Here is a 19,886-nt window from a genome sequence, read left to right on the forward strand (position 1 = left end):
GAGAACCCAATGAATGAACGATTGACGCGGACGGAAGTGCCGGTCGAGGCAACATGGGATTTGTCGGTTATTTTTGCTGGTTGGGAGGAGTGGGAAGCCGAGCTCCTCTCTCTTCGAGCAGACATAGAGGGCGTGACCCGGTATCGGGGCAAGCTCGCCGAGAGCGCGGAGATGCTTGCGGCCTGCCTTGATGCGCTCGAAGCGTATCAGATTCGGTTGCAGCAGGCTTCTGCTTATTCGCGCCTGCATCTTTCGGGAGAAGGCTCCAATTCCGACTATCAGGCGCGGTCCGCTGCGATGGGAGACCTCGGTGCGGAGGCAGCGGCAGAGCTGTCATTCGTCCGCTCCGAGCTGATGGATATCGCAGATGAGACGCTGGACGAGTGGATGGAGCGAAGCGAGGCGCTCGCGGCGTTTCGCATCATGCTGACCAATCTCCGGCGAGCCAAGCCGTATCGGCTGTCCGCGGAGACGGAAGCAGCCCTGGCGGGACTCAGCGAGGTGCTGGGGGCTCCGGAACGGATCTATTCGCGCAGCAAGCTGTCGGATATGAGCTTCGCCCCGGTTAAGGATGGACAAGGGCAGGAGCATCCGCTCTCCTTTGCCACCTTCGAGACAGGGTTGGAGCTGTCATCAGATCCGGTCTTGCGCCATAACGCCTACGCGTCCTTCTCGGCAACCCTGCGGCAGTACCGAAATACCTTTGCAGCCGTATATTCCACCGAGGTGAAACGGCAGGTCGTTCTGTCTCGCCTGCGCGGCTACGAGTCGGTGACGGACATGCTGCTTCTCCCTCAGCAGGTCACGAAGGACATGTACGCAGCCGTACTGGATACGCTCTTCCTCGAGCTCGCCCCTCATATGCGGCGTTATGCCCGCTTGAAGCAGCGGGTATTCGGCCTCCCGCGCATGACCTACGCGGATTTGCGGGCTCCGCTTGACCCGGATTACAGCCCGCTCGCAACCTACGAAGAAGCGGCGGAGATCGTCCGCAAAGCCCTCGGCGTCATGGGTGACGAGTACGGGGCTATCATCGACGACATGCTGACGAACCGGCGCATCGATTACGCCGATAATATCGGCAAATCGACGGGCGCATTCTGCTCCAGCACATTCGGACTCCCTTCGTTCATCCTCATGACCTGGGCCGGCAGCATTCGCAGCGCCTTCACGCTGGCGCATGAGCTGGGCCATGCCGGACACCTGACGCTGGCCGCTCGTTATCAGCGGGCCACCGATGCACGACCGACGCTGTATTTCATCGAAGCGCCGTCAACGATGAATGAGCTGCTCTTGACCGACTACCTGCGCGGTCAATCTGACGATCCGCGTTACCAACGTGTGGTGGTAGAGGGCTTGCTCAGCACCTATTACCACAACTTCGTCACGCATTTGCTCGAAGGAGTCTATCAGCGGCGGGTGTATGCAGCTGCCGAGGCCGGTGAAGCATTGACGGCAGCTAAGCTGTCGAGCCTGTTCGGCCAAGTGCTCGCCGAGTTCTGGGGCGACGCCGTTGAACTGGACGAAGACGCCAGCCTCACCTGGATGCGCCAGCCCCATTACTACCGCGGCCTCTACCCGTACACCTACGCGGCCGGCCTCACCGCTTCCACGGCGGTCGCCGCCATGATCCGCGAGGAGGGCCAACCGGCCGTCGACCGCTGGTTGACGGTGTTGAAGGCCGGGGGCTCGCTCTCCCCGCTGGAGCTGATGAAGCTCGCGGGCGTAAACATGGAGGACCCCGCTGCGATCCGCTCCGCTGCCGCCTATGTTGGCGACCTCGTGACGGAGCTAGAGCAAGGGTACGGCTCCGAATGAGAAGGAGTGCAGATGGAAGAGGTTGAAAGGTTCTCACAGCTAATACCCAACAAGCCCCCATCCCGTGAAATCGGGATGGGGGCTTGTTCCTTGAGGAGCTCATGCCTTAGAACGGAATCGCTTCACTCCCAATGCGATAGCCGCGGCTTGCGGCCCATTGCACAAGGCCGTTCCAGAACCGCTCGCAAGCAACCGCGATTCGCTTCGCATCAGATAGCTCCCCGTTCATGGCGAGCGCGGCGAGTTCTTTGAAGCCGTCTGGCTGATCCGGGAAGGCGCATGCCTCCGGCAGAACGAGCGCACCGGTGGTGAATAGCCTGCGGTGGTGCAGCCCCAAAAGCATGGCGCCATAATTCGCCATCTGCATGGCAAGGTACGGCAAGTACGTCACGGGACCGTTTCGCTCTACATTGCGCAGCTTGCCGATGAACTCGTACATCTCGCCCACCAGTACCTCATTTATCGCGCCGTGGAACGCTTCATCTGATGGAGATTCCACAGCTTCCTTCAGGCGTGCAAAGTACCCGCTCGGGTCATACAGCGGCCAAACGACATGCATCGAACCGTGCGTGAGCGGCCATCTTCCTTCGACGGTTGCCGCTTCTTGCAGCAGCTCGTTTGCCTCGCAGATATCCACTTCCGCTTTCCAGGGACCGCTCGACCACTCGTAGCAGGATACATCGGTTGAGCTGAGCTCGTGTACAACGGCCATCATTTCGATATCGGAATAAGGACCGTCCGTGCCGCGGGCAATGGAGCCGTACACGCCAATGGCAACAAGCCGGTCACCAAATCGATTTTGCAAGCGCTGGGCCAATACGGTACAGGTTTGGCGGCGCTCCTCGGGTGTTCTTTCCACAGGACCTAAGGTTGTCATACGCTTCACTTCTCCTCTTGTCGGATTTTGCGATCATTTCGAATCCATTTCCGAGACAAGGGGGAGGAGCACGGGCTTACCGAGGGACATGTTTCGGATGCATGTGGCTCTACCTCCTGGCAACAAGTTTTCGTTCAGTTTAGCGAGAATAACCGTTCTTTGCAAGGAAGAGGGAACTGACTTGACAATGAATCTCAATGTAACTAATATGGTTACAACGAGGTTTATTCTCTTACGCAGAAAGAGGTTGATTCTATGAAAATTGCAATTATTGGAGCCGCCGGTATGGCGGGGAAAGCCGCCTACCAGGAAGCCGTGGAACGCGGGCATGAAGTGGTTGGCATTGTGAGGAATGAGGAGAAGGGAAGAGCCGTGCTTGGCAGCGACGCCCGCTTGCTGGTGAAGGACGCCTTTGATCTGGAGAAATCTGACCTGAGCGGGTTCGATGTCATCATCAACGCTTTTGCAACCGCACCGGACAAGGCCTACCTGCATGTTGACCTCGCCGCGAAATTGGTCGCCCTGTTCCGCGAAACGTCTTCGCCGCGTTTGTTCTTTATTCTAGGGGCGGGCAGCTTGCTGGACCATAACGATCGTCTGTTTGTGGAAACGATCAAAACCATTCCCGGTGCCGACGCCTGGATTTCGATTCCGGTCAACCAGTACAAGCAGCTGGAGTTTCTGCGGCAGGTCGATAACGTGAACTGGGTTGGCGTTTCTCCTTCGGCCCAATTTGTGGAGGGGGAAAAGCACACCCCGGTGCTTGGCAAAACTCATCTCCTGACCGCAGCGGACGGCAAGTCGCATACCACGAGCGGAACGATGGCGGTGGCAATCTTGGATGAAATCGAGAAGCCTTCGGTTCATCAGGACCGCTTTACGGTGTCCGACTGATTTGACGATTGACAAAAATTTCCCGGTCTTGGTATACTAGCTCAAATAACAAAGCCAGTGACGAAGCCAGTACTTGTTTTGGGCGCGACAAAGCGAATCGGGGAGAGTGAAAGCCCGATGCCGCCCGGCAACGAATCCCCCTTCCGAGGCATGTGCCGGAACGCAAGGAAGGCGCATCGGGGACGATCCCCCGTTACGAACCCGAGGGCCTGCTTGGTGCAGGTCGAATGAGAGTGGTACCGCGAGCAAGCATCTCGCCTCTTTGGAGGCGGGGTGCTTTTTTATATTTCATCCGCAAAAAGGAGGAACCCCCATGAACCAAGTGATCGCTTATTACGATCAGATTGACGAAGATTCCCGGTTTACCCGCAAGTCGCGGAGGGTCGAGTACCTGACCACCCTCCATGTCCTGGACCCGCTGCTTCCCGCAGACGCCCGCATTCTGGAAGTTGGAGCGGGCGGAGGAGCCTATTCCTTCACTTATGCGGGGAGAGGGCATGAAGTAACGGCGGTTGATCTCACGCCGAAGCACATTGAGCTCATCCAAGCAAAGTCGCAGGAAACCGGAATTCCGCTCACCGCGGAAGTCGGGAACGCGCTCAATCTAAGCCGCTATGGGGAGGGAACCTTCGACGCGGTGTTGTGCCTCGGTCCGATGTATCACCTGACGGCGGAAGAAGATCGCGATCAATGTATAGAGGAATGCCTGCGTGTGCTGAAGCCGGGAGGTGTTCTGGCCATCGCCTACATCGGCAAATTTTCCGTCATGCCCATGCTGGCTTCCCGGCAGCGGGAGTTTCTCCGGGAGGATGTGATCCGGCAGGTGCTTGATAGAGGGATGACCCGCGCTGGAGAAGAAACCTGCTTCTGGACGGATGCCTGCTTCTTGAGTCCGCAGGAGATGGAGAACATGCTCGCCCGGTATGAAGTCGTTGAGGTCGATCACGCAGGCACGGACAGCATCTGCCATACCATTCAGGACGCAATCGACGGCATGACCGAGGAGGAGTACGGAACCTGGTTAAGCTACCATTATGAAACGTGCCGGGAGCCGAGCATTCGCGGAATGAGTACACATGGGCTCTATGTCTGCTGCAAAGCCTAATGCCGTTTCAAAAAAGGAAAGAAGGAACCTTCCCTCCCGCTCATCCAGCGGGAGGGAAGGTTCCTCTTCTTATTCGTGCGGTAAACTCCAGTCCTTAGGTGCCGCAGAACGTTCGATACGGAGCGTCTGAGCGGGTGACGGATGCGTATTCTTGTTGTTCCGGGGAATATGCGTACGGGTTCTCCAGAACATGCAGCAGTCGCTCTACCAAGGTAAGGTCTCCTGCTTCGGCTGCTTCAAGAGCTTCCTCAACCCGGTGGTTGCGCGGGATAACGGCGGGGTTGGAGCGGAGCATGAGCGCTTCACGCTGCTCGTCTGTCACTCCGGCTTCACGGTGTTGGCGAAGCTTCCATCGCTGCTTCCAATCGCCGAAAGCCGGGGTCAGGCAGAGCGCGTCTTCTCCCAGCTCCCCGAGGGTGAGGTTGCGAAACGTATTGGTGTAGTCTGCACGCTGCTCCTTCATGAGCGTAAGCAAGTCCTCGATGAGGGCTTCGTCGTCGTCCTCGGATTCTTCCAGAACGAGTCCGAGCTTCGCCCTCATCCCGGAGAGCCACTGCTCGCGGAACGGATCGGCGAAAGTGCCCACCGCCTCTTCCGCCAGGCGCACGGCTTCTTCCTCCTTCTCGTGAAGGAGGGGAAGCAGCGCTTCCGCCAGCCGCGCCAGGTTCCAGGCAGCAATGGACGGCTGGTTGCCAAAGGCGTAGCGCCCGTTTCGGTCGATGGAGCTGAACACCGTCGCGGGATCATAGGTGTCCAGGAAGGCACAAGGCCCGTAATCGATCGTTTCACCGCTTATGGTCATGTTATCGGTGTTCATCACGCCGTGTACGAATCCAACCAGCTGCCATTGGGCGATCAAGGACGCCTGCCGCTTGATGACCCCCTCTAAAAAGCGCAGATAGCGCTCCTCAGCGGGCAGCTCGGCGAGTCCCGGATCGTGCCGCTGGATAGCGTAATCGGCGAGGGCGGTGAGGTCGCTCTTGTCACCTCGCCCGGCTGCGAACTCGAACGTCCCGACGCGCAGATGGCTGGCGGCGATGCGGGTGAGGACTGCTCCGGGCAGCTCCCGCTCGCGTTGGACCGGCTGGCCGGTGGCCGTGACGGCCAGGCTCCGGGTGGTGGGAATGCCGAGGCCATTCATCGCCTCGCTGATCACATACTCCCGGAGCATGGGACCGAGCGCTGCCCGCCCGTCTCCCTGCCGAGAGAACGGCGTCCGGCCGGAGCCCTTCAATTGCACGTCCAGCCGCCCGCCCGAAGGCAGCAGCTGCTCGCCAAGCAGAACCGCTCGGCCATCTCCGAGCATCGTGAAATACCCGAACTGATGGCCGGCGTAGGCTTCCGCGATAGGGACACTCCCTTCGGGCAGCCGGTTTCCAGCCAGGGCGGCAACCCCTTCAGGACTGCGTAAGGCAGCGGGATCCAGGCCGAGTGCAGCCGCAAGCTTGTCGTTCACCAGAACAGAACTGGGGCTCCGAACCGGATTGGGGGCCTGCCTCACATAAAAGCTGTCAGGCAAGCGGGCGTAGCTGTTGTCCAGTCTCCAGCCGATGGGAGACAAGGGGGTGGATTCGTTCATGAGGCCTCCTTCAAGCAGCAGGCAGCGAAAGTGCCTAAGGTATGGAACAGGGAATGGAAATAGGGTATGTCAGGAGCGCGGGTTCCATACCGCCGACTGAGAGCGTAAGCCCGCCCGATCAATTCCCGTTTCGAACGGCATACACTTCATCCAGCACCGCATGCGGGGCCGCACCGTTTAAGTTTTTGCCAATCACCCGTTTCTCGGGGAAGCGGACTTGATCGGCGAGTTCCTGTGCTAACGATTTCTCCCCGACAAAGAGCATTTCCTGCCACCCTCTCTGCTGCTGGAAACGATTCAGTACCGGCAGAAGCCGCTGCATCCAGCGTTGGCGGTTTGCCTCCAGCCTGAGAAGAAATTGGTCGCGGTGAGTGCTGCTGGAGGCGGTTCGCCCAGGGCCGGCCAGGCCAACGTAGGGGCGCCAATCCTCACTCTCGGGATCCCATTCAAAGTTGTATTCCTGCCGGATCTCCCCCAGCACAGTGTCGAGCACCGTCACCGAATCGGCACCCACCTGAACGATTCCTGCAGCGGGGAAGCGGTCGATCACCCTTTCCATCTCCTCAAGGTGCGGGCGCTCTTCCCAGTAGAAAGCGTTCGGGAGCGGAGTCTGCATGATTTCAAAGAGATCGAGCTGACCGGATGTGCCAGCTACGACAAACAACCCGTTTTTCATCGCGGGCTGTTGACTTTCGGCTTCTTTTTCAATGCGCGTCTTCAGCTTCTCCAAGTGCTTCAAGCCGGCTTGATCGCCGCTCGCTTCGGTGTATTCCAGAAGCTTCTTGAGGCCGTTCTTCAAGTGAAGCGTCCATTCCGGGCGAGGGCCCGTGCTGCTTGGGGTATTCAGGTACACGGTCAAAAAGCGTTCCCCAGGCTCGGGCTTGTACGAGGATAGACGTTCCCATTGCTTCATAAAGGTCATGCTGGCATCACTCCTTCGATAAGTGGTGTCCTATCTCCTTACCCCAATCGGACCGAGAAGAACCCCTCTTGATGGATTTCAGATATGCAAAAGGCGAGCCGTCGCCTTTTCCTCGAAGGAGTAGACTTGAGGATGGACGAGGGCTCGCCGCGTTGGTTCGGCCTGGTGCAGGCGAGGGCGGGTGCCGTTTGGATGGATTCCCGCGCTAAGGCCGCTCTTCAGAACGGCTGACTTCAAAGTGGACTTCGATTCCTGTCAGAGCCGAATGAGCCTGAATGCGATGCGGGGTACCATGGGGGATAGGGAAAGCCGCCCCGGGGATAAGCGGAAGGACCTCTTCTCCTCGAAGAAGCTCTCCTTTTCCGGTCAAGACGATGAACAGCTCATCTCGATCCTGGTGAAGGTGAACCTCAGAGCCGCCGCCCGACTTCATCCAGATTTGGTGAAGCAGCGGTTCCGGCGTTGCCGACGAGAGGCTCCTATCCAGGGGAGGAAGGAGGTTGAGGGACGTTCGCCCGCCCCATCGCTTCTCCTCGCTTCGAATCCCATCCGAAGCGTTACTCAGCAGGGATTTAATGCGGCTTGCCTCTTCCTTGGCAGAGACGAGGATTCCGTCTGCACTCGCTGCGACGATGACATCGGACAGGCCGATCACTTGGATCGGGATGGCCGTCTCGTTCACGATGTGGGTATTCCGACAATCCTCGGTGATTCCACCTGCCCCTACCACCTTATGACCCAAATGAGGGGCAAAGGTTGCCCAGCTGCCCAAGTCTTCCCACGCATGAGAGTAGGGGAGCACGGCAATGGGGGCCGCCCGCTCGACGACCTCGTAATCGAAGCTTGCTTCCGGCAGCTCCGGGTAGACGGCGAGCAGGGCATCGTAATCGGTTGGAACTCCCCGTTCCTTCAGGCAGGAGAGCAAGAAGCCAAGCGAGAAGGCGAACACTCCGCAGTTCCATAACGCCCCTTGGGCGATAAGCTCCTCTGCACGTTTTGGGGAGGGCTTCTCGGCAAAAGAGGAGACGGGAACGGCCTGTCTTTGCCGGGAAGCCGCTTCGTTCTCGACTTCAAGTTCATGGGTTTCACTTTCGGATTTCTCCGGCAGAATGTATCCATATTGTGAGGAGGGGAAGGTCGGCTTCGTTCCGATCAGCACAAGCTGAGCTCCCGACTCCGCCAGAGCAGCAGGAGCGGCCAGGATGTGGTCGAAGAAGCCATCCTCCACATAGGAATCCACCGGAAGCACGCAAATCACCTCATCCAGCGAGAGCTGCAATCGGCTGTGATAGTAAGCGGCAGCAAGAGCGATGGCCGTAAAGGTTCCTCTCTTGAAGGGCTCACTTAGTACCGAAATGTCCTCTCCGACATGGGCACGGGTAATCTCTACCTGGCTTTCGTGCGTGAGGATCAGCGTCTCGTCCAGCAGCTTTGCCGCCTTCAGTTGGCGGCAGATCCGCTGGATCATGGATTCACGTGACACCTCGATTTCATCTGCAACCAACAGGCGCAAGAACGCCTTGGACCGGATTTCGTTGGATAACGGCCAGAGCCGCTTGCCCGATCCGCCTGACAGCAATACTACACGCAAGAAGGCACGCCCCTCTCCAGATCGAACGACCGGTTCGACTTCGATGGAATAAGGTATGACCGCTTCGAGGTGCAGGAGAGGGCCGTCCGGGACGGTTGACGCGGCAAGGCGCCGAAAATCCGCATCTGCTGGAGCTTTCGAGCGAGTTAGCCTATACTATCCTCCCTTGCCTCGCTTGGGGTCAGCTCCTGCGCTTGGCAGCGAGGGTAAGCTCAATGGCTTTCTTCAGCCAGCGGCCCGAGCGATCCCAGCTCCAGTGCTGCATGTCTGCTTTCCCCCGGGCGCCTTTGGCACGGCAGAGCCTCTTGCTGCGAAAGGCCTTGCGCATCTGCTTACGCAAATGAGCGAGGTCCGGCTCCGCCCAGCGCTGCCCCGAATGGGCAAACAGCCCGCGAAAGCGCGGAGCCAGCGCATGGGGGCTGTTCATCGAGCGGCTCGGCGGCTGAAGGGTATGGTTCACCAGGAAGCCGTTGCCCTCGTGAAGGAAATCGAGGTGGCCGCCCCAACCGGTGGCAATCACCGGCACCCCGCTCGCCAGAGCTTCCAGAAACGGCAGGCCAACGCCTTCGCCTCGGGTTGGCAAAACGAAAGCATTCGCTCGGGCATAGAGGGCCTGCAGCCCTTGCTCTGAGAGCCGCTGCCCCATAACGAGCACCTTCGCCGCATCCTGCGGACGGATGCCGAGCCGCGAACGGTAGGCTTCTATCTTCCGGCGAATGGACGTCTCGTCATCGCGTCCAAAGCCGCTCGTCTTGATGATGAGAACCACAGGGTCCCCTGCACGGAACTCCTCCCAGTAGGCACGGAGAAGCGTCTCGGGGTTTTTCCGATGCTGGAAGGTGAAGACGGAGAGAAATACAAATTTTCCTTTCACCCCAGGAAGAGAGAGAGGAGATGCTTTCGTTCGGTATCGGGCCGCATCTACCCCGTGGGGAACGAGGTAAATCGGCACCTTGACGCCGCTCTCACGAAAGGCCTGCTGATTCTGACGGGAGGGAACGCAGACGGCATCGAAGCGGTTGATTGCAGACACCCAGGCGCGAGGAAGGCGGCTCGTCTCCCAAACCGTATTGAGCACAAGACGGTCATAGTGGTTTCTTGCCTTGCCAAGCCGGATTGAATGGGGCGGATGATGGTAGACGAGCACGCTTTTCCCCGATCCTTTCCGGGCACCCTCACCCGCTGGAGATGACAGGCCAGCCTGGGTGATACGGACGGGCACCCCTTGCTTTCTCAGGGCTTGCACGTAGTGGCGGCTCGCCTCCCCATAGCCGGTGGGCTGCTTCACGGGTCCTTTCCAGAACACGCGATAGGAGGTCATCGGGTCGCCTTCTTTCCTTTAATCAGATAAGCTCCGCGTTTATGAAAGGAGACGGAGCGGTACCGAGCGGCAAGCTCCTTCCACTCTTTGGCTGTCACGCGCGAGGGGTAGCCGGACAACGCTTTGTTTAGTGTGGGGCGGCGAATCAGGGAGTTTGGAGAACGGGCATGCAGGTAGTGGCCGTACGTTTCAAATTCCGAGAAGCCGAACATCTTGGTTTTGTCGATTCGCTGCAGGATAGCCTGGACCCACGGGAGTCCAGTCTGCGCGGTGATGGCCTGCTTGAGTGCGGCCAGCCTGGTTTTGTCGAAGACCATGTAATGGGCGACAAAGGAGCCGGGAGCCTCAGGCTTCTTCCCGAGCAGTCGGCGGTACGCGTTCCGATATTCGGGCTGTGTCCAGCTGCGGCTGTAAAAAATTGCCTTTTTCCCTTCCGTGAAGGCATGCGGGCGCAAAAGGACCGTATCGGCGTCGATCACCAGGTAATGCCGGGAGCGGGATATACCGTCCCCCCCAAGCTTGAGCAACTGCTGGTAGAGCCAGCCAGAGCGCTCGAAGCGGGCGGAGCGGTACGAAATGTCCTTTTTGCGGATGGGGAGAACGGTGTTTTCATGGACAAAGCGGCAGCCGGAGGATTGGCAAAATGCCCGAATGCGCGGGCTGTCGGGCGATACGATATGGATGGCTCGAAGAGGATGGAGAACGTGCTTTCGGAGTGCAGCCACCACGTAAGGAAGCGTCGGCAAATCCTTCTCGATCGCAGGAATGATGACATCGAGAGCGGGAAGCGGGGAAGGGGAAGCTTGTTTCATTGGGCCTATCGACCTCCTGTAAAAAATCCTTGTTGGGAGTAACATATGCAAGGTTTGCCAAAGGGCATGGGCCAAGCGAGAACCCGGACCCATTTGGGAGTGGGGAAAAAAGGATTGCTCTTCATCAAAACTTCACGTAAGATAAGTAATTGATAATGATTATCAATATCATTATTTGGAATGATTCTCGATTACATAGGAGCAGGAGGTTTCGATTTGACCAGCAAGGATATCAGGCGTAGAGGAGCGAGCGGCTTCTATTTTGCGATCATGTTTCTCTTGATCGGCCTGATTCTCATATCCGCCGTATTTTCCGTCTCCATCGGACAAGTCCGGATTCCGTTCGGGCAGTCCATGGAGATCATGCTTCATACGCTGACGGGAGGTCACTTGGGCTCTCTGGAGCATGTGGAGAACCAGTCCTTTCTGACGATCATCAGTCAGGTGAGAATGCCGCGGGTGCTCTTCGCCCTTCTCATCGGCATGGGACTATCTCTATGCGGGGCCGTCATGCAAGCGGTCGTGCAAAATCCGCTGGCCGACCCTTACATTCTCGGCATCTCGTCGGGGGCTTCTCTCGGAGCTACGTTCGCGATCCTGGTGGGGTTCGGCGGCGGAGCATTCTTCTCCCAGATGGGTGTGGCCTTTGGCGCTTTTGCCGGTGCGATTATCACCTCCATCGCTGTGCTCGTTCTGTCCAGCATTGGGGGAAAAGCCACTTCGGTAAAGCTGGTCTTATCCGGGGTTGTCATCGGGGCATTGTGCGGGTCCTTTTCCAGTCTCGTGATCTACTTCGCGAACAATGCGGAAGGGATCAAATCAGTGACCTTCTGGGCGATGGGGAGCCTCGCCTCGTCAAGCTGGGATAAGGTGCCGATCCTGGCGGTAGTGGTTCTGCTCGGCTGCGCGCTGTTTCTCTTGCAATTCCGGGTGCTGAATACGATGCTGCTCGGCGATGAGTCGGCCGTTACCCTCGGGATCAACCTGAGTGTGTACCGTAAGCTCTATATGATTTTGACGGCTCTGATTACAGGCACGATGGTCGCTTATGCGGGGATGATCGGGTTTGTCGGGTTGATCGTCCCTCACCTGTGCAGAGGATTGTTCGGCTCCGACCACAAGCGGCTGATGCCGGCATCGCTGCTCGTCGGCGGGCTCTTCCTGCTCTGGTCCGATATCCTGTCTCGGACGCTGGTTCACAACGTGGATTTGCCCATCGGCATTATCACGTCGGTCATCGGTTCACCGTTGTTTATCTACATGATCGTCAAAAAAGGCTACCAGTTCGGAGGGTAACAACCATGGAATTGACCGCGCAAGGAATCGATATCCGGCTTGGAAAAAAGGACATCGTCAAGCAGGTTTCAGTCCAGGTGAAGGCCGGGCAGTTCGTCGGGCTGATCGGGCCGAACGGATGCGGGAAGTCGACGTTTTTGAAAGGGATTTACAAGAGTCTGGTCCCGCAAAAGGGCACGGTCTTTCTCGATGAGCTGGACGTGCTGAACACCACGGAGAAGAAGGTGTCCCAGCGGCTTGGCGTCGTGGGTCAGTTCAACGAAATGAGCTTTGATCTGACCGTTCATCAGATGGTGATGCTGGGAAGAACTCCGCACAAGAAGCTGCTGGAGGCGGACAAGCAGGAGGATTTCGCCATCGTGGACGAAGCGCTAGCCCGTACGAATCTCCTGGATTACAAGGACCGCAGCTACCAATCGCTGTCCGGCGGTGAAAAGCAGCGCGTGATCCTGGCTCGAACGATTGCCCAGCAGCCGGCCTTCATGATCCTGGACGAGCCGACGAATCATCTGGACATTCGCTATCAGCTGGAGATTCTGTCCTGCGTGAAGGGACTCCAGATCGGCGTGCTGGCGGCTTTGCATGACCTGGAGATGGCCGCTCATTACTGCGACTACCTTTATGCGGTAAAGGAAGGACAAGTCTTCGCCCATGGAACACCGGAAGAGGTGCTCACCAGCGGGACCATCGAAGCGCTCTACCACGTCAAATGCCAGACCTATCAAAATCCGGTGACCAACCGGTTGAGCTTTGCGTTTGGCCTATAGAAAAGGGGAGGTTTTTTACAATGAAAAAAGCATGGATGACGGTATCGGCCTTAACACTTATGGTGGCTTTGACCGCCTGCGGAAACACCACCAAATCGGGTTCTAGTGAACCGACGGCTACCTCGACGGCCACTGCCCAGGCAACCGCAGCCGCCACGACCGCTGCAACGACACCGGCCGAGACTGTCACCTATCCGGTGACGATCCCGAACTTCAAGAAAGCCGAGGGCGGAACGACCTGGGATGCCAAGGAGCAAGTCTTCGACAAGGCACCGGAACGCATCATGGCCAATACCCGACCTGCGGCGGAGCTGCTCTTGCGTCTGGGTCTTGGAGATAAGATCGTGGGTGTCGGCGCCAACTTTGGTGCACCGGACAAGGCCGTTGAAGCTGATTATGCCAAGTTGAACATTCTGAGCGATGATTATGTGGGTAAAGAAGTTACCTTGGGCACCAACCCGGATCTTGTCTTCGGCCGAGGCGGTCTGTACGATAATGCAGATTGGGGAGTCGGAACCGTCGATTCGCTCAACGGCATGGGGATCAAAACCTATGTGCTGGAATCCTCGATCCCTGGCGGAACGTATGCTTCCATCTACAAGGATATTGAAAATGTAGGCAAGATTTTTAATGTGAAAGAGAAGGCGGATGCGTTCATTCAGGAGCTCAAGACCCGGCAAGAAGCCATCGCAGCCAAATTGGCCGGGATCAAGGAGCAGAAGACTTTCGTTTATCTGCACATGAGCGACCCGAACCAGGTGTATGTGTATGCGGCTGGAACGGAATCGTTCTTCAATGATGTGTTCAAGATGGTCAAGCTGAACAATGCCTACGAAAATGTAGACGGAGAGGTCAGCGTAGAGAAGCTGATCGAAACGAATCCGGATGTTCTGATCATTCCGAATTGGGGATCGAGCCCAAGTCCTGAGGATATCAAGAAGGCCCTCTACGCCAATAAGCAACTGGCCGGCATGAAGGCGATTCAAACCAAGCAAATTTATGCTGTCGACTTCAACTACATGTTCGGCTATAGCTACAACACCATCGACGGGATGGAGCTTTTGGCCAAAGACATGTACCCCGACCTGTTCAACTAAGAAATCCTCAACTAGAGAAAGGAGTTGCCCCTTCCGTTGATCCGTAGATTTTTCGCCTATTATCGGCCTTATAAAGCGTTGTTCATGCTCGATTTCGGCTGTGCGATCATTACCGGTTTGCTGGAATTGGCCTTTCCAATTGCCGTAAATATGTTTGTCGATGACCTGCTGCCCGGCGGAAAATGGGACATGATTGTCTGGGCGTCCATCGGCCTCATCGCCCTGTATGCCCTGAGCGCGGTGCTGACCTATATCGTCAACTATTGGGGCCACATGCTGGGCATCAACATCGAGACGGACATGCGAAGCAAGCTGTTCGGGCATATTCAGAAGCTGTCGTTCCGGTTCTTTGACAACACGAAGACCGGTCATCTGATCGGCCGCTTGACGAACGATATGAACATGATCGGCGAGATGGCGCATCACGGGCCGGAGGACCTGTTTATCGCCGTGATGACGCTCGCCGGCTCCTTTGCCCTCATGGTGTCAATCAACTGGCAACTGGCGGTCATGACCTTCATCATCGTTCCGGCCATTCTCTGGCTCGTGATCTATTTCAATAAAAAGATGAGTAAGGCCATCCACCAGCTCTTTAGCGACGTAGGGGATTTCAACGCACGCATCGAGGACAGTGTGGGCGGCATCCGGGTCGTAAAAGCCTTTTCCAACGAGGCCCATGAAGAGGCGCAGTTTGCCGTGAACAACAGGCGCTTCCGCCTCACCAAGCTCGCTTCCTACAAGCTCATCGCACGGAACGGTTCGATCAGCTACGTGATGATGCGTTTTGTTACGGTGTTCGTCATGATCGGGGGCACTTGGTTTGTCATTCAGGATCAGCTTACTTACGGGGAGTTTATCGGCTTCCTGCTTCTGACGAATGTGTTCTTTCGGCCCATTGAGAAGATCAATGCCATCGTAGAGAGCTACCCGCAAGGCTTTGCCGGCTTCAAGCGCTATACCGAGCTCCTCGATACGGAGCCTGATGTAGAGGACACACCGCATGCGACGGTCATGAAGCCGTTCGAGCAGGAGATCCGGTACCAGAATGTTACCTTTGGCTACGAAGGGGAGAAAAAGGTACTGGACGGGGTGGACTTCACGATCCAGCGCGGAGAGACGGTCGCGTTCGTCGGCCCCTCCGGTGCCGGGAAAACCACGATGTGCAGCCTTCTGCCGCGTTTCTATGATGTAGACGGTGGAAGCATCACCATCGATGGCGTGGACATTCGAGAGGTCACGCAGGATTCGCTCCGCAGCCAGATCGGCATTGTCCAGCAGGATGTCTTCCTGTTCACCGGAACCATCCGCGAGAACATCCTATACGGCAAGCTGGGAGCAAGCGACGAGGAAGTCTGGGAAGCGGCGCGGCGTGCGCATCTGGAGGAGTTCATTCAGGCCCAGGAGAACGGGATGGAGACCGTCATCGGCGAACGTGGCGTGAAGCTGTCGGGCGGCCAGAAGCAGCGACTCGCCATCGCGCGCATGTTCCTGAAGAACCCGCCGATCCTGATTCTCGACGAAGCGACCTCCGCCCTCGACACGGAGACGGAGCTCGCGATTCAGCAATCGCTGAAGGAATTGTCCGAAGGGCGTACGACCCTCGTGATCGCCCACCGGTTGGCCACGATCAAGGAGGCGAACCGCATTGCGGTGGTCACCGAGCAGGGGATTACCGAGCAAGGGAAGCATGAGGAGCTGATTGCGGCAGGAGGCGTCTACAGCCGACTGCATTACGCCCAGTTCGGAATGTAAGGCAAGCCCAGAATACCTGTGCACCAAGCCGATTGAATAGACAAAAGGATCGCTCCACCAGGTTGTAATGCCTGGATGGAGCGATCCTTTTTGTGTTGCGAGCGTAGGGCGGGGACGTTATCCTCGACTGGCGTGGACAACGATCATCCCATACCGTTAGGAATACCAGCCCCACACGAAGATATACAGCGTGCCGAAGATCGTTACCAACCCGACGAAGAGGGCGTATGCGATGTTCAAGTAAAGCGTCGTCTTCGTCGTCTTTTCCTCACCGATGTGCATGAAGAGGAACAGTTGGAGCGAGGCTTGCAGTACGGCGGTCACGATCAGAATGCCCATGTCCACGCCGAACGGGAGATCGAACACCAATACGGACAGCGCGGCCGCAGTCAGAAGCAGCGAAGAGATAAACCCCACGACATGGCGGATCGGAAACAGTTCTTTCAACATGTCACATCAGTCCTTTCAAGTAGACGAAGCTGAAGATGAAGATCCAGACAACGTCGAGAAAGTGCCAATACAGGGAAAAGATGAACGACTTGTTGGCTGTCTCCGGCGTGAACCCGTGTCGGCTGAGCTGGATGAGGATAGCCGATCCCCAGAGAAGACCGAACGTCACGTGCGCCCCGTGGGTGCCGAGCAGGACGAACAAGCTCGACAGGAAGGCGCTGGTGGACAAGGTCGCTCCCTCATGGACGTAGGTGAAGAACTCCATGATCTCGATGCCGAGGAAGACTAGACCCAGCAATAAGGTGACGCCGATAAACACCATGGCGGCCTTCTTGTACTGATGCCGCATCGCATGAATGGCGAGTCCGATGGTGAAGCTGCTCGTTAGAAGAACGAACGTCTCGGCGAGCACCGGGCCGATCTCAAACAGCTCGGAGCCGCTTGGACCGCTGGCGAAACGGTTGACGAGCACGAAGTAGACCGTAAACAAGGTCGAGAAGAGCGCAATTTCGGCGCCGAGGAAGATCCAGAAGCCGAGAATCCGGTTCCGGTTCTCCTCCGTCGCATATTCAAGCGGACGGGAAGCGTCTAGTTTCATACCGGTTCACCCCGCAGTTTCTTTTCAGTTTCACGAATCTCTTCGACCGGAATGTGGAAGCCATGGTCGCGGTCGAAGGACATCGCCGCAAGTACCACGAGCACGCCAAGACCGGCGATGATGGCGGGTGTCCACCAGCTGAAGACGAGGAAGAAGCCCAGGAAGAAGAAGGCGATGCCGAGCACGAACGGCTTACCGGTGTTGTTCGGCAGGTGGATCGGTTCAAGCTTGCCTTCGAAGATCGGCATCTTCTTGTTGATCTTGGAGAACCAGAAGGCGTCGATCGTCTTGACGTTCGGCACTTCTGCAAAGTTATAGGCCGGAACCGGACTCGGCGTCGCCCATTCGAGCGTACGGGCATCCCACGGGTCGCCGTTCGTCTCACGCGGGCTGTGGCGGAAGCTCCAGTAGACGTTGTAGACGAGAACGACGAAGCCGGCAGCAAGGCCCAAGGCTCCCAGGAAGGAGAGGAAGTTGAGCGGACCGAAGCCCGTTTCGGCCGAGTAGGTGTACATCCGGCGCGTCATGCCCTTCAGACCAAGCAGGAACAGCGGGAAGAACGTGATGTTGAAGCAGACGGCAATGAGCCAGAATGCGATTTTGCCGAGCTTCTCGTTCAGACGGAAGCCGAATACCTTCGGGAACCAGTAGTGGAACCCGGCGATGACCGCAAACACGGCCCCCGGAATGAGCACATAGTGGAAGTGCGCCACGAGGAACATCGTGTTGTGGTAATGGTAGTCTGCGCTCGCCATGGCGAGCATGACACCCGTTACCCCGCCCAATGTGAAGATCGGGATGAAGGCCATCGCGTACAGCATCGGAGTCGTCAGGCTGATCTTGCCTCGGTGAAGCGTGAAGAGCCAGTTGAAGATTTTGACCCCGGTCGGAACGGCAATCGCCATCGTGGTGATGGAGAAGAAGCCGTTGACCATTGCGCCTTGACCCATCGTGTAGAAGTGGTGAGCCCAGACGAGGAAGGACAGAAGCGAGATGGCGACCATACTGATGACCATCGATTTGTAGCCGTACAGGTTTTTCTTCGCAAACGTCGAGATGATATCACTGTAGATCCCGAAGGCCGGAAGAATCACGATATAGACCTCGGGATGGCCCCATACCCAGAACAAGTTCGCCCAGAGCATATCCATCCCGCCGTTTGCCATTGTGAAGAATTGGCTTCCGAAAAGGCGGTCGAACATCATGAGCAGGAGTGCGATCGTCAGCACCGGGAAGGCAAAGGTGATGATGACGCTCGTGATCAGGGAGGACCAGGTGAACATCGGCATGCGCATCAGCTTGAGGCCGGGGGCGCGCATGCGGAGAATCGTGACGAGGAAGTTGATGCCCGTCATGAGTGTCCCGATCCCGGAGATTTGCAGTGCGATGGAGTAGTAGTTGTTGCCGACGGTCGGGCTAAACTCCTTGCTCGCCAGCGGGAAGTAAGCGGACCAGCCGGCATCCGGCGATCCCCCGATGACGAACGACAGGTTGAGCAGCATCGCTCCGGCGAAGAAGAGCCAGAAGCTGACCGCGTTCAGACGCGGGAAAGCCACGTCCCGCGCGCCGATCTGGAGCGGGATCACGACGTTCATGAGCCCGAAGATGAAGGGCATCGCCATGAACAGAATCATGATGAGGCCGTGGGTGGTAAAGACCTCGTTATAGTGTTGCGCATCGAGGAATTTCATATCAGGGGCGGCGGTTTGGGCACGCATCATAATGGCGTCCACGCCTCCACGGAAGAGCATGAGAAGGGCTGCGATGATGTACATGACCCCGATCTTCTTGTGGTCGACCGTTGTCAGCCACTCCCGCCAGAGGTAGCCCCATTTCTTGAAATAGGTCAAGCCTGCAACGATCCCGATGGACGCGAGCGCGATGGCGACCATCGCTCCGTAAATCATCGGTTCGCCGGTAACGAAAAATTCGTCCCATTTCATAAGGGTTGGTTCTCCTTTCGGATAATCTTGCTTAACGGATTAAGGTGTATGAGCATGGGAAGGCGACGGCGAGAGTGATTCCGGCGTTGGCGTCGGGCTGACGTCCGGGCTTCCATCGAATTCCGTGCGATCAGAGGGAGCAGGAGAAGGATGCAGGTTCTTGTGCTCCTCGTTTCCTCCAGAATCGTGCTGATGCCCGGCGTTCGCTCCTTCCGGAGGCGGGCTGAAGGTCAAGTGGGTGGTAGAGAAGCTCATCCGGCCAACGTGCGCGGTTTTGAGCAGCTCCTGGAACTTCGTTTCGGTTAGCTCCGGTTCATTGGCCTTCACCTTGGAAGCCCACTCGTCGAATTCCTTTTGACTCATGGCCTGCACTTCGAATTCCATATGCGCAAAGCCTTCTCCGCTAAAGTTGGAGTTTTTGCCCATGTAGGACCCGGGGACTTCCGCAACCAGGTTGATCTTGGTGATCATATCGCTCATGGCATACTTTTGCCCGGCCAGCTGAGGAACCCAGAAGCTCGTGATCGGTCCGAAGGAATACAAGCGGAACTCGATCGGACGGTTGGTCGGAATGTTGACGTAGTTGACCGTTTCCACGCCTTCCTCCGGGTAGCTGAAATGCCATTTCCAGTTGGAGGAAGAGGCATAGACGACGAGAGGCTTCTGGTTCTCATAGCCCACAGGTACGTTTTCCACTGCCTTGGTCGACCTCACGGTGACCACAGACAGGATGATGACGATGACGACAGGAATGGCCGTCCAGATAAACTCCAGCCATTTGTTGCCCTCGTCATGGGGAGGAATGTAGTCGTCACTCGATTTCTTCGCCCGGTACTTCACCAGCATGTAGGCATAGAGAATGTAGACAACAACCAGGATGCCGACCATCATGAGGATGGAAAAAATGATTGTGTCCGACAATGTCTTCGCCTGCGGCCCTTTTGGATCGAGTACGACAAACGAACTGCCGCAACCGGTCAGAAGGGTGGCAAGTGCGACAAACATCACGAACAATGGCCCTCTCTTTTTCATACGGGAGCCCCTTTCTCTAGTAATAAAAAGCA

The 19,886-nt window shown here is 57.2% G+C and carries 17 protein-coding genes; 7 read left to right on the forward strand and 10 right to left on the reverse strand.

The genetic code is table 11. The annotated features are described in order from the left end of the window. Positions 1-9: 9 nt before the first annotated feature. The gene (gene pepF, locus AAFN83_RS20210) at positions 10-1,818 is read left to right on the forward strand and encodes an oligoendopeptidase F (RefSeq protein WP_347772743.1); all 1,809 of its coding nucleotides are present in this window, start codon (positions 10-12) and stop codon (positions 1,816-1,818) included. Positions 1,819-1,924: 106 nt separating this feature from the next. On the opposite strand, the gene AAFN83_RS20215 is transcribed toward pepF, so the two are convergent. Further along, entirely contained in the window at positions 1,925-2,695 is a 771-nt protein-coding gene (locus AAFN83_RS20215; protein ID WP_347772745.1) for an ANT(4')-I family aminoglycoside nucleotidyltransferase, read from the reverse strand. Positions 2,696-2,950: 255 nt separating this feature from the next. Between AAFN83_RS20215 and AAFN83_RS20220 the strand changes: the two genes are divergently transcribed. Further along, positions 2,951-3,589: an NAD(P)-dependent oxidoreductase gene (locus tag AAFN83_RS20220; protein ID WP_347772747.1), complete on the forward strand. Its 639-nt coding sequence runs from the start codon at positions 2,951-2,953 to the stop codon at positions 3,587-3,589. 313 nt (positions 3,590-3,902) lie between these two features. Continuing rightward, positions 3,903-4,694 (forward strand): class I SAM-dependent methyltransferase, encoded by a 792-nt coding sequence (locus tag AAFN83_RS20225; protein WP_347772749.1) that lies wholly within the window; start codon positions 3,903-3,905, stop codon positions 4,692-4,694. 94 nt (positions 4,695-4,788) lie between these two features. Here AAFN83_RS20225 and AAFN83_RS20230 read toward each other — a convergent pair whose 3' ends face one another. The 5 genes from AAFN83_RS20230 to AAFN83_RS20250 form a co-directional block, all read right to left on the reverse strand. Next, complete coding sequence (locus AAFN83_RS20230; RefSeq protein ID WP_347772751.1) at positions 4,789-6,273, reverse strand: protein adenylyltransferase SelO; 1,485 nt, start codon at positions 6,271-6,273, stop codon at positions 4,789-4,791. Between the two features lie 118 nt (positions 6,274-6,391). Beyond that, positions 6,392-7,195, reverse strand: a complete 804-nt coding sequence (locus tag AAFN83_RS20235) for a VLRF1 family aeRF1-type release factor (protein ID WP_347772753.1) — start codon at positions 7,193-7,195, stop codon at positions 6,392-6,394. Positions 7,196-7,400: 205 nt separating this feature from the next. Continuing rightward, positions 7,401-8,786 (reverse strand): sugar phosphate nucleotidyltransferase, encoded by a 1,386-nt coding sequence (locus AAFN83_RS20240; RefSeq protein WP_347772755.1) that lies wholly within the window; start codon positions 8,784-8,786, stop codon positions 7,401-7,403. A gap of 181 nt (positions 8,787-8,967) precedes the next feature. Next, the gene (locus tag AAFN83_RS20245) at positions 8,968-10,107 is read right to left on the reverse strand and encodes a glycosyltransferase family 4 protein (protein ID WP_347772757.1); all 1,140 of its coding nucleotides are present in this window, start codon (positions 10,105-10,107) and stop codon (positions 8,968-8,970) included. After that, entirely contained in the window at positions 10,104-10,919 is an 816-nt protein-coding gene (locus AAFN83_RS20250; RefSeq protein ID WP_347772759.1) for a DUF6492 family protein, read from the reverse strand. The genes AAFN83_RS20245 and AAFN83_RS20250 overlap by 4 nt, the downstream gene beginning before the upstream one ends. A gap of 270 nt (positions 10,920-11,189) precedes the next feature. Here AAFN83_RS20250 and AAFN83_RS20255 point away from each other — a divergent pair, with 270 nt between their 5' ends. From AAFN83_RS20255 to AAFN83_RS20270, 4 genes are read left to right on the forward strand one after another with little or no spacing between them, the layout of a single operon-like run. Beyond that, positions 11,190-12,215, forward strand: a complete 1,026-nt coding sequence (locus tag AAFN83_RS20255; RefSeq protein WP_347772855.1) for a FecCD family ABC transporter permease — start codon at positions 11,190-11,192, stop codon at positions 12,213-12,215. Between the two features lie 5 nt (positions 12,216-12,220). Next, entirely contained in the window at positions 12,221-12,982 is a 762-nt protein-coding gene (locus tag AAFN83_RS20260) for an ABC transporter ATP-binding protein (RefSeq protein WP_347772761.1), read from the forward strand. Between the two features lie 20 nt (positions 12,983-13,002). Then, positions 13,003-14,079, forward strand: a complete 1,077-nt coding sequence (locus AAFN83_RS20265) for an ABC transporter substrate-binding protein (RefSeq protein WP_347772763.1) — start codon at positions 13,003-13,005, stop codon at positions 14,077-14,079. Between the two features lie 36 nt (positions 14,080-14,115). After that, positions 14,116-15,831 (forward strand): ABC transporter ATP-binding protein, encoded by a 1,716-nt coding sequence (locus AAFN83_RS20270; protein ID WP_347772765.1) that lies wholly within the window; start codon positions 14,116-14,118, stop codon positions 15,829-15,831. Positions 15,832-15,987: 156 nt separating this feature from the next. On the opposite strand, the gene qoxD is transcribed toward AAFN83_RS20270, so the two are convergent. The 4 genes from qoxD to qoxA are packed head-to-tail and all read right to left on the reverse strand — an operon-like array spanning position 15,988 to position 19,854. Beyond that, positions 15,988-16,281 (reverse strand): cytochrome aa3 quinol oxidase subunit IV, encoded by a 294-nt coding sequence (qoxD, locus tag AAFN83_RS20275; protein WP_347772767.1) that lies wholly within the window; start codon positions 16,279-16,281, stop codon positions 15,988-15,990. A 1-nt stretch (position 16,282) separates the two neighbouring features. Next, positions 16,283-16,879 carry a cytochrome aa3 quinol oxidase subunit III gene (qoxC, locus tag AAFN83_RS20280; RefSeq protein WP_347772769.1) on the reverse strand — a complete coding sequence of 199 codons (597 nt, stop codon included), beginning with the start codon at positions 16,877-16,879 and terminating at the stop codon, positions 16,283-16,285. Further along, the gene (gene qoxB, locus AAFN83_RS20285; RefSeq protein ID WP_347772771.1) at positions 16,876-18,822 is read right to left on the reverse strand and encodes a cytochrome aa3 quinol oxidase subunit I; all 1,947 of its coding nucleotides are present in this window, start codon (positions 18,820-18,822) and stop codon (positions 16,876-16,878) included. The genes qoxC and qoxB overlap by 4 nt, the downstream gene beginning before the upstream one ends. Before the next feature lie 39 nt (positions 18,823-18,861). Continuing rightward, complete coding sequence (gene qoxA, locus AAFN83_RS20290) at positions 18,862-19,854, reverse strand: cytochrome aa3 quinol oxidase subunit II (RefSeq protein ID WP_347772773.1); 993 nt, start codon at positions 19,852-19,854, stop codon at positions 18,862-18,864. Positions 19,855-19,886: the final 32 nt, after the last annotated feature.

Origin of the sequence: Gorillibacterium sp. CAU 1737 (assembly GCF_039888655.1) — a bacterium.
GTDB lineage: Bacteria > Bacillota > Bacilli > Paenibacillales > NBRC-103111 > Gorillibacterium.

Bases quoted from the DNA above. Each gene is read 5' to 3' on its own strand.
- AAFN83_RS20260 (WP_347772761.1), top strand. From the start codon at position 12,221: ATGGAATTGACCGCGCAAGGAATCGATATCCGGCTTGGAAAAAAGGAC.
- AAFN83_RS20265 (WP_347772763.1), top strand. From the start codon at position 13,003: ATGAAAAAAGCATGGATGACGGTATCGGCCTTAACACTTATGGTGGCT.
- pepF (WP_347772743.1), top strand. From the start codon at position 10: ATGAATGAACGATTGACGCGGACGGAAGTGCCGGTCGAGGCAACATGG.
- qoxC (WP_347772769.1), bottom strand. From the start codon at position 16,879: ATGAAACTAGACGCTTCCCGTCCGCTTGAATATGCGACGGAGGAGAAC.
- qoxB (WP_347772771.1), bottom strand. From the start codon at position 18,822: ATGAAATGGGACGAATTTTTCGTTACCGGCGAACCGATGATTTACGGA.
- AAFN83_RS20215 (WP_347772745.1), bottom strand. From the start codon at position 2,695: ATGACAACCTTAGGTCCTGTGGAAAGAACACCCGAGGAGCGCCGCCAA.
- AAFN83_RS20230 (WP_347772751.1), bottom strand. From the start codon at position 6,273: ATGAACGAATCCACCCCCTTGTCTCCCATCGGCTGGAGACTGGACAAC.
- AAFN83_RS20220 (WP_347772747.1), top strand. From the start codon at position 2,951: ATGAAAATTGCAATTATTGGAGCCGCCGGTATGGCGGGGAAAGCCGCC.
- AAFN83_RS20235 (WP_347772753.1), bottom strand. From the start codon at position 7,195: ATGACCTTTATGAAGCAATGGGAACGTCTATCCTCGTACAAGCCCGAG.
- qoxD (WP_347772767.1), bottom strand. From the start codon at position 16,281: ATGTTGAAAGAACTGTTTCCGATCCGCCATGTCGTGGGGTTTATCTCT.
- AAFN83_RS20245 (WP_347772757.1), bottom strand. From the start codon at position 10,107: ATGACCTCCTATCGCGTGTTCTGGAAAGGACCCGTGAAGCAGCCCACC.
- AAFN83_RS20225 (WP_347772749.1), top strand. From the start codon at position 3,903: ATGAACCAAGTGATCGCTTATTACGATCAGATTGACGAAGATTCCCGG.
- AAFN83_RS20255 (WP_347772855.1), top strand. From the start codon at position 11,190: ATGTTTCTCTTGATCGGCCTGATTCTCATATCCGCCGTATTTTCCGTC.
- AAFN83_RS20250 (WP_347772759.1), bottom strand. From the start codon at position 10,919: ATGAAACAAGCTTCCCCTTCCCCGCTTCCCGCTCTCGATGTCATCATT.
- qoxA (WP_347772773.1), bottom strand. From the start codon at position 19,854: ATGAAAAAGAGAGGGCCATTGTTCGTGATGTTTGTCGCACTTGCCACC.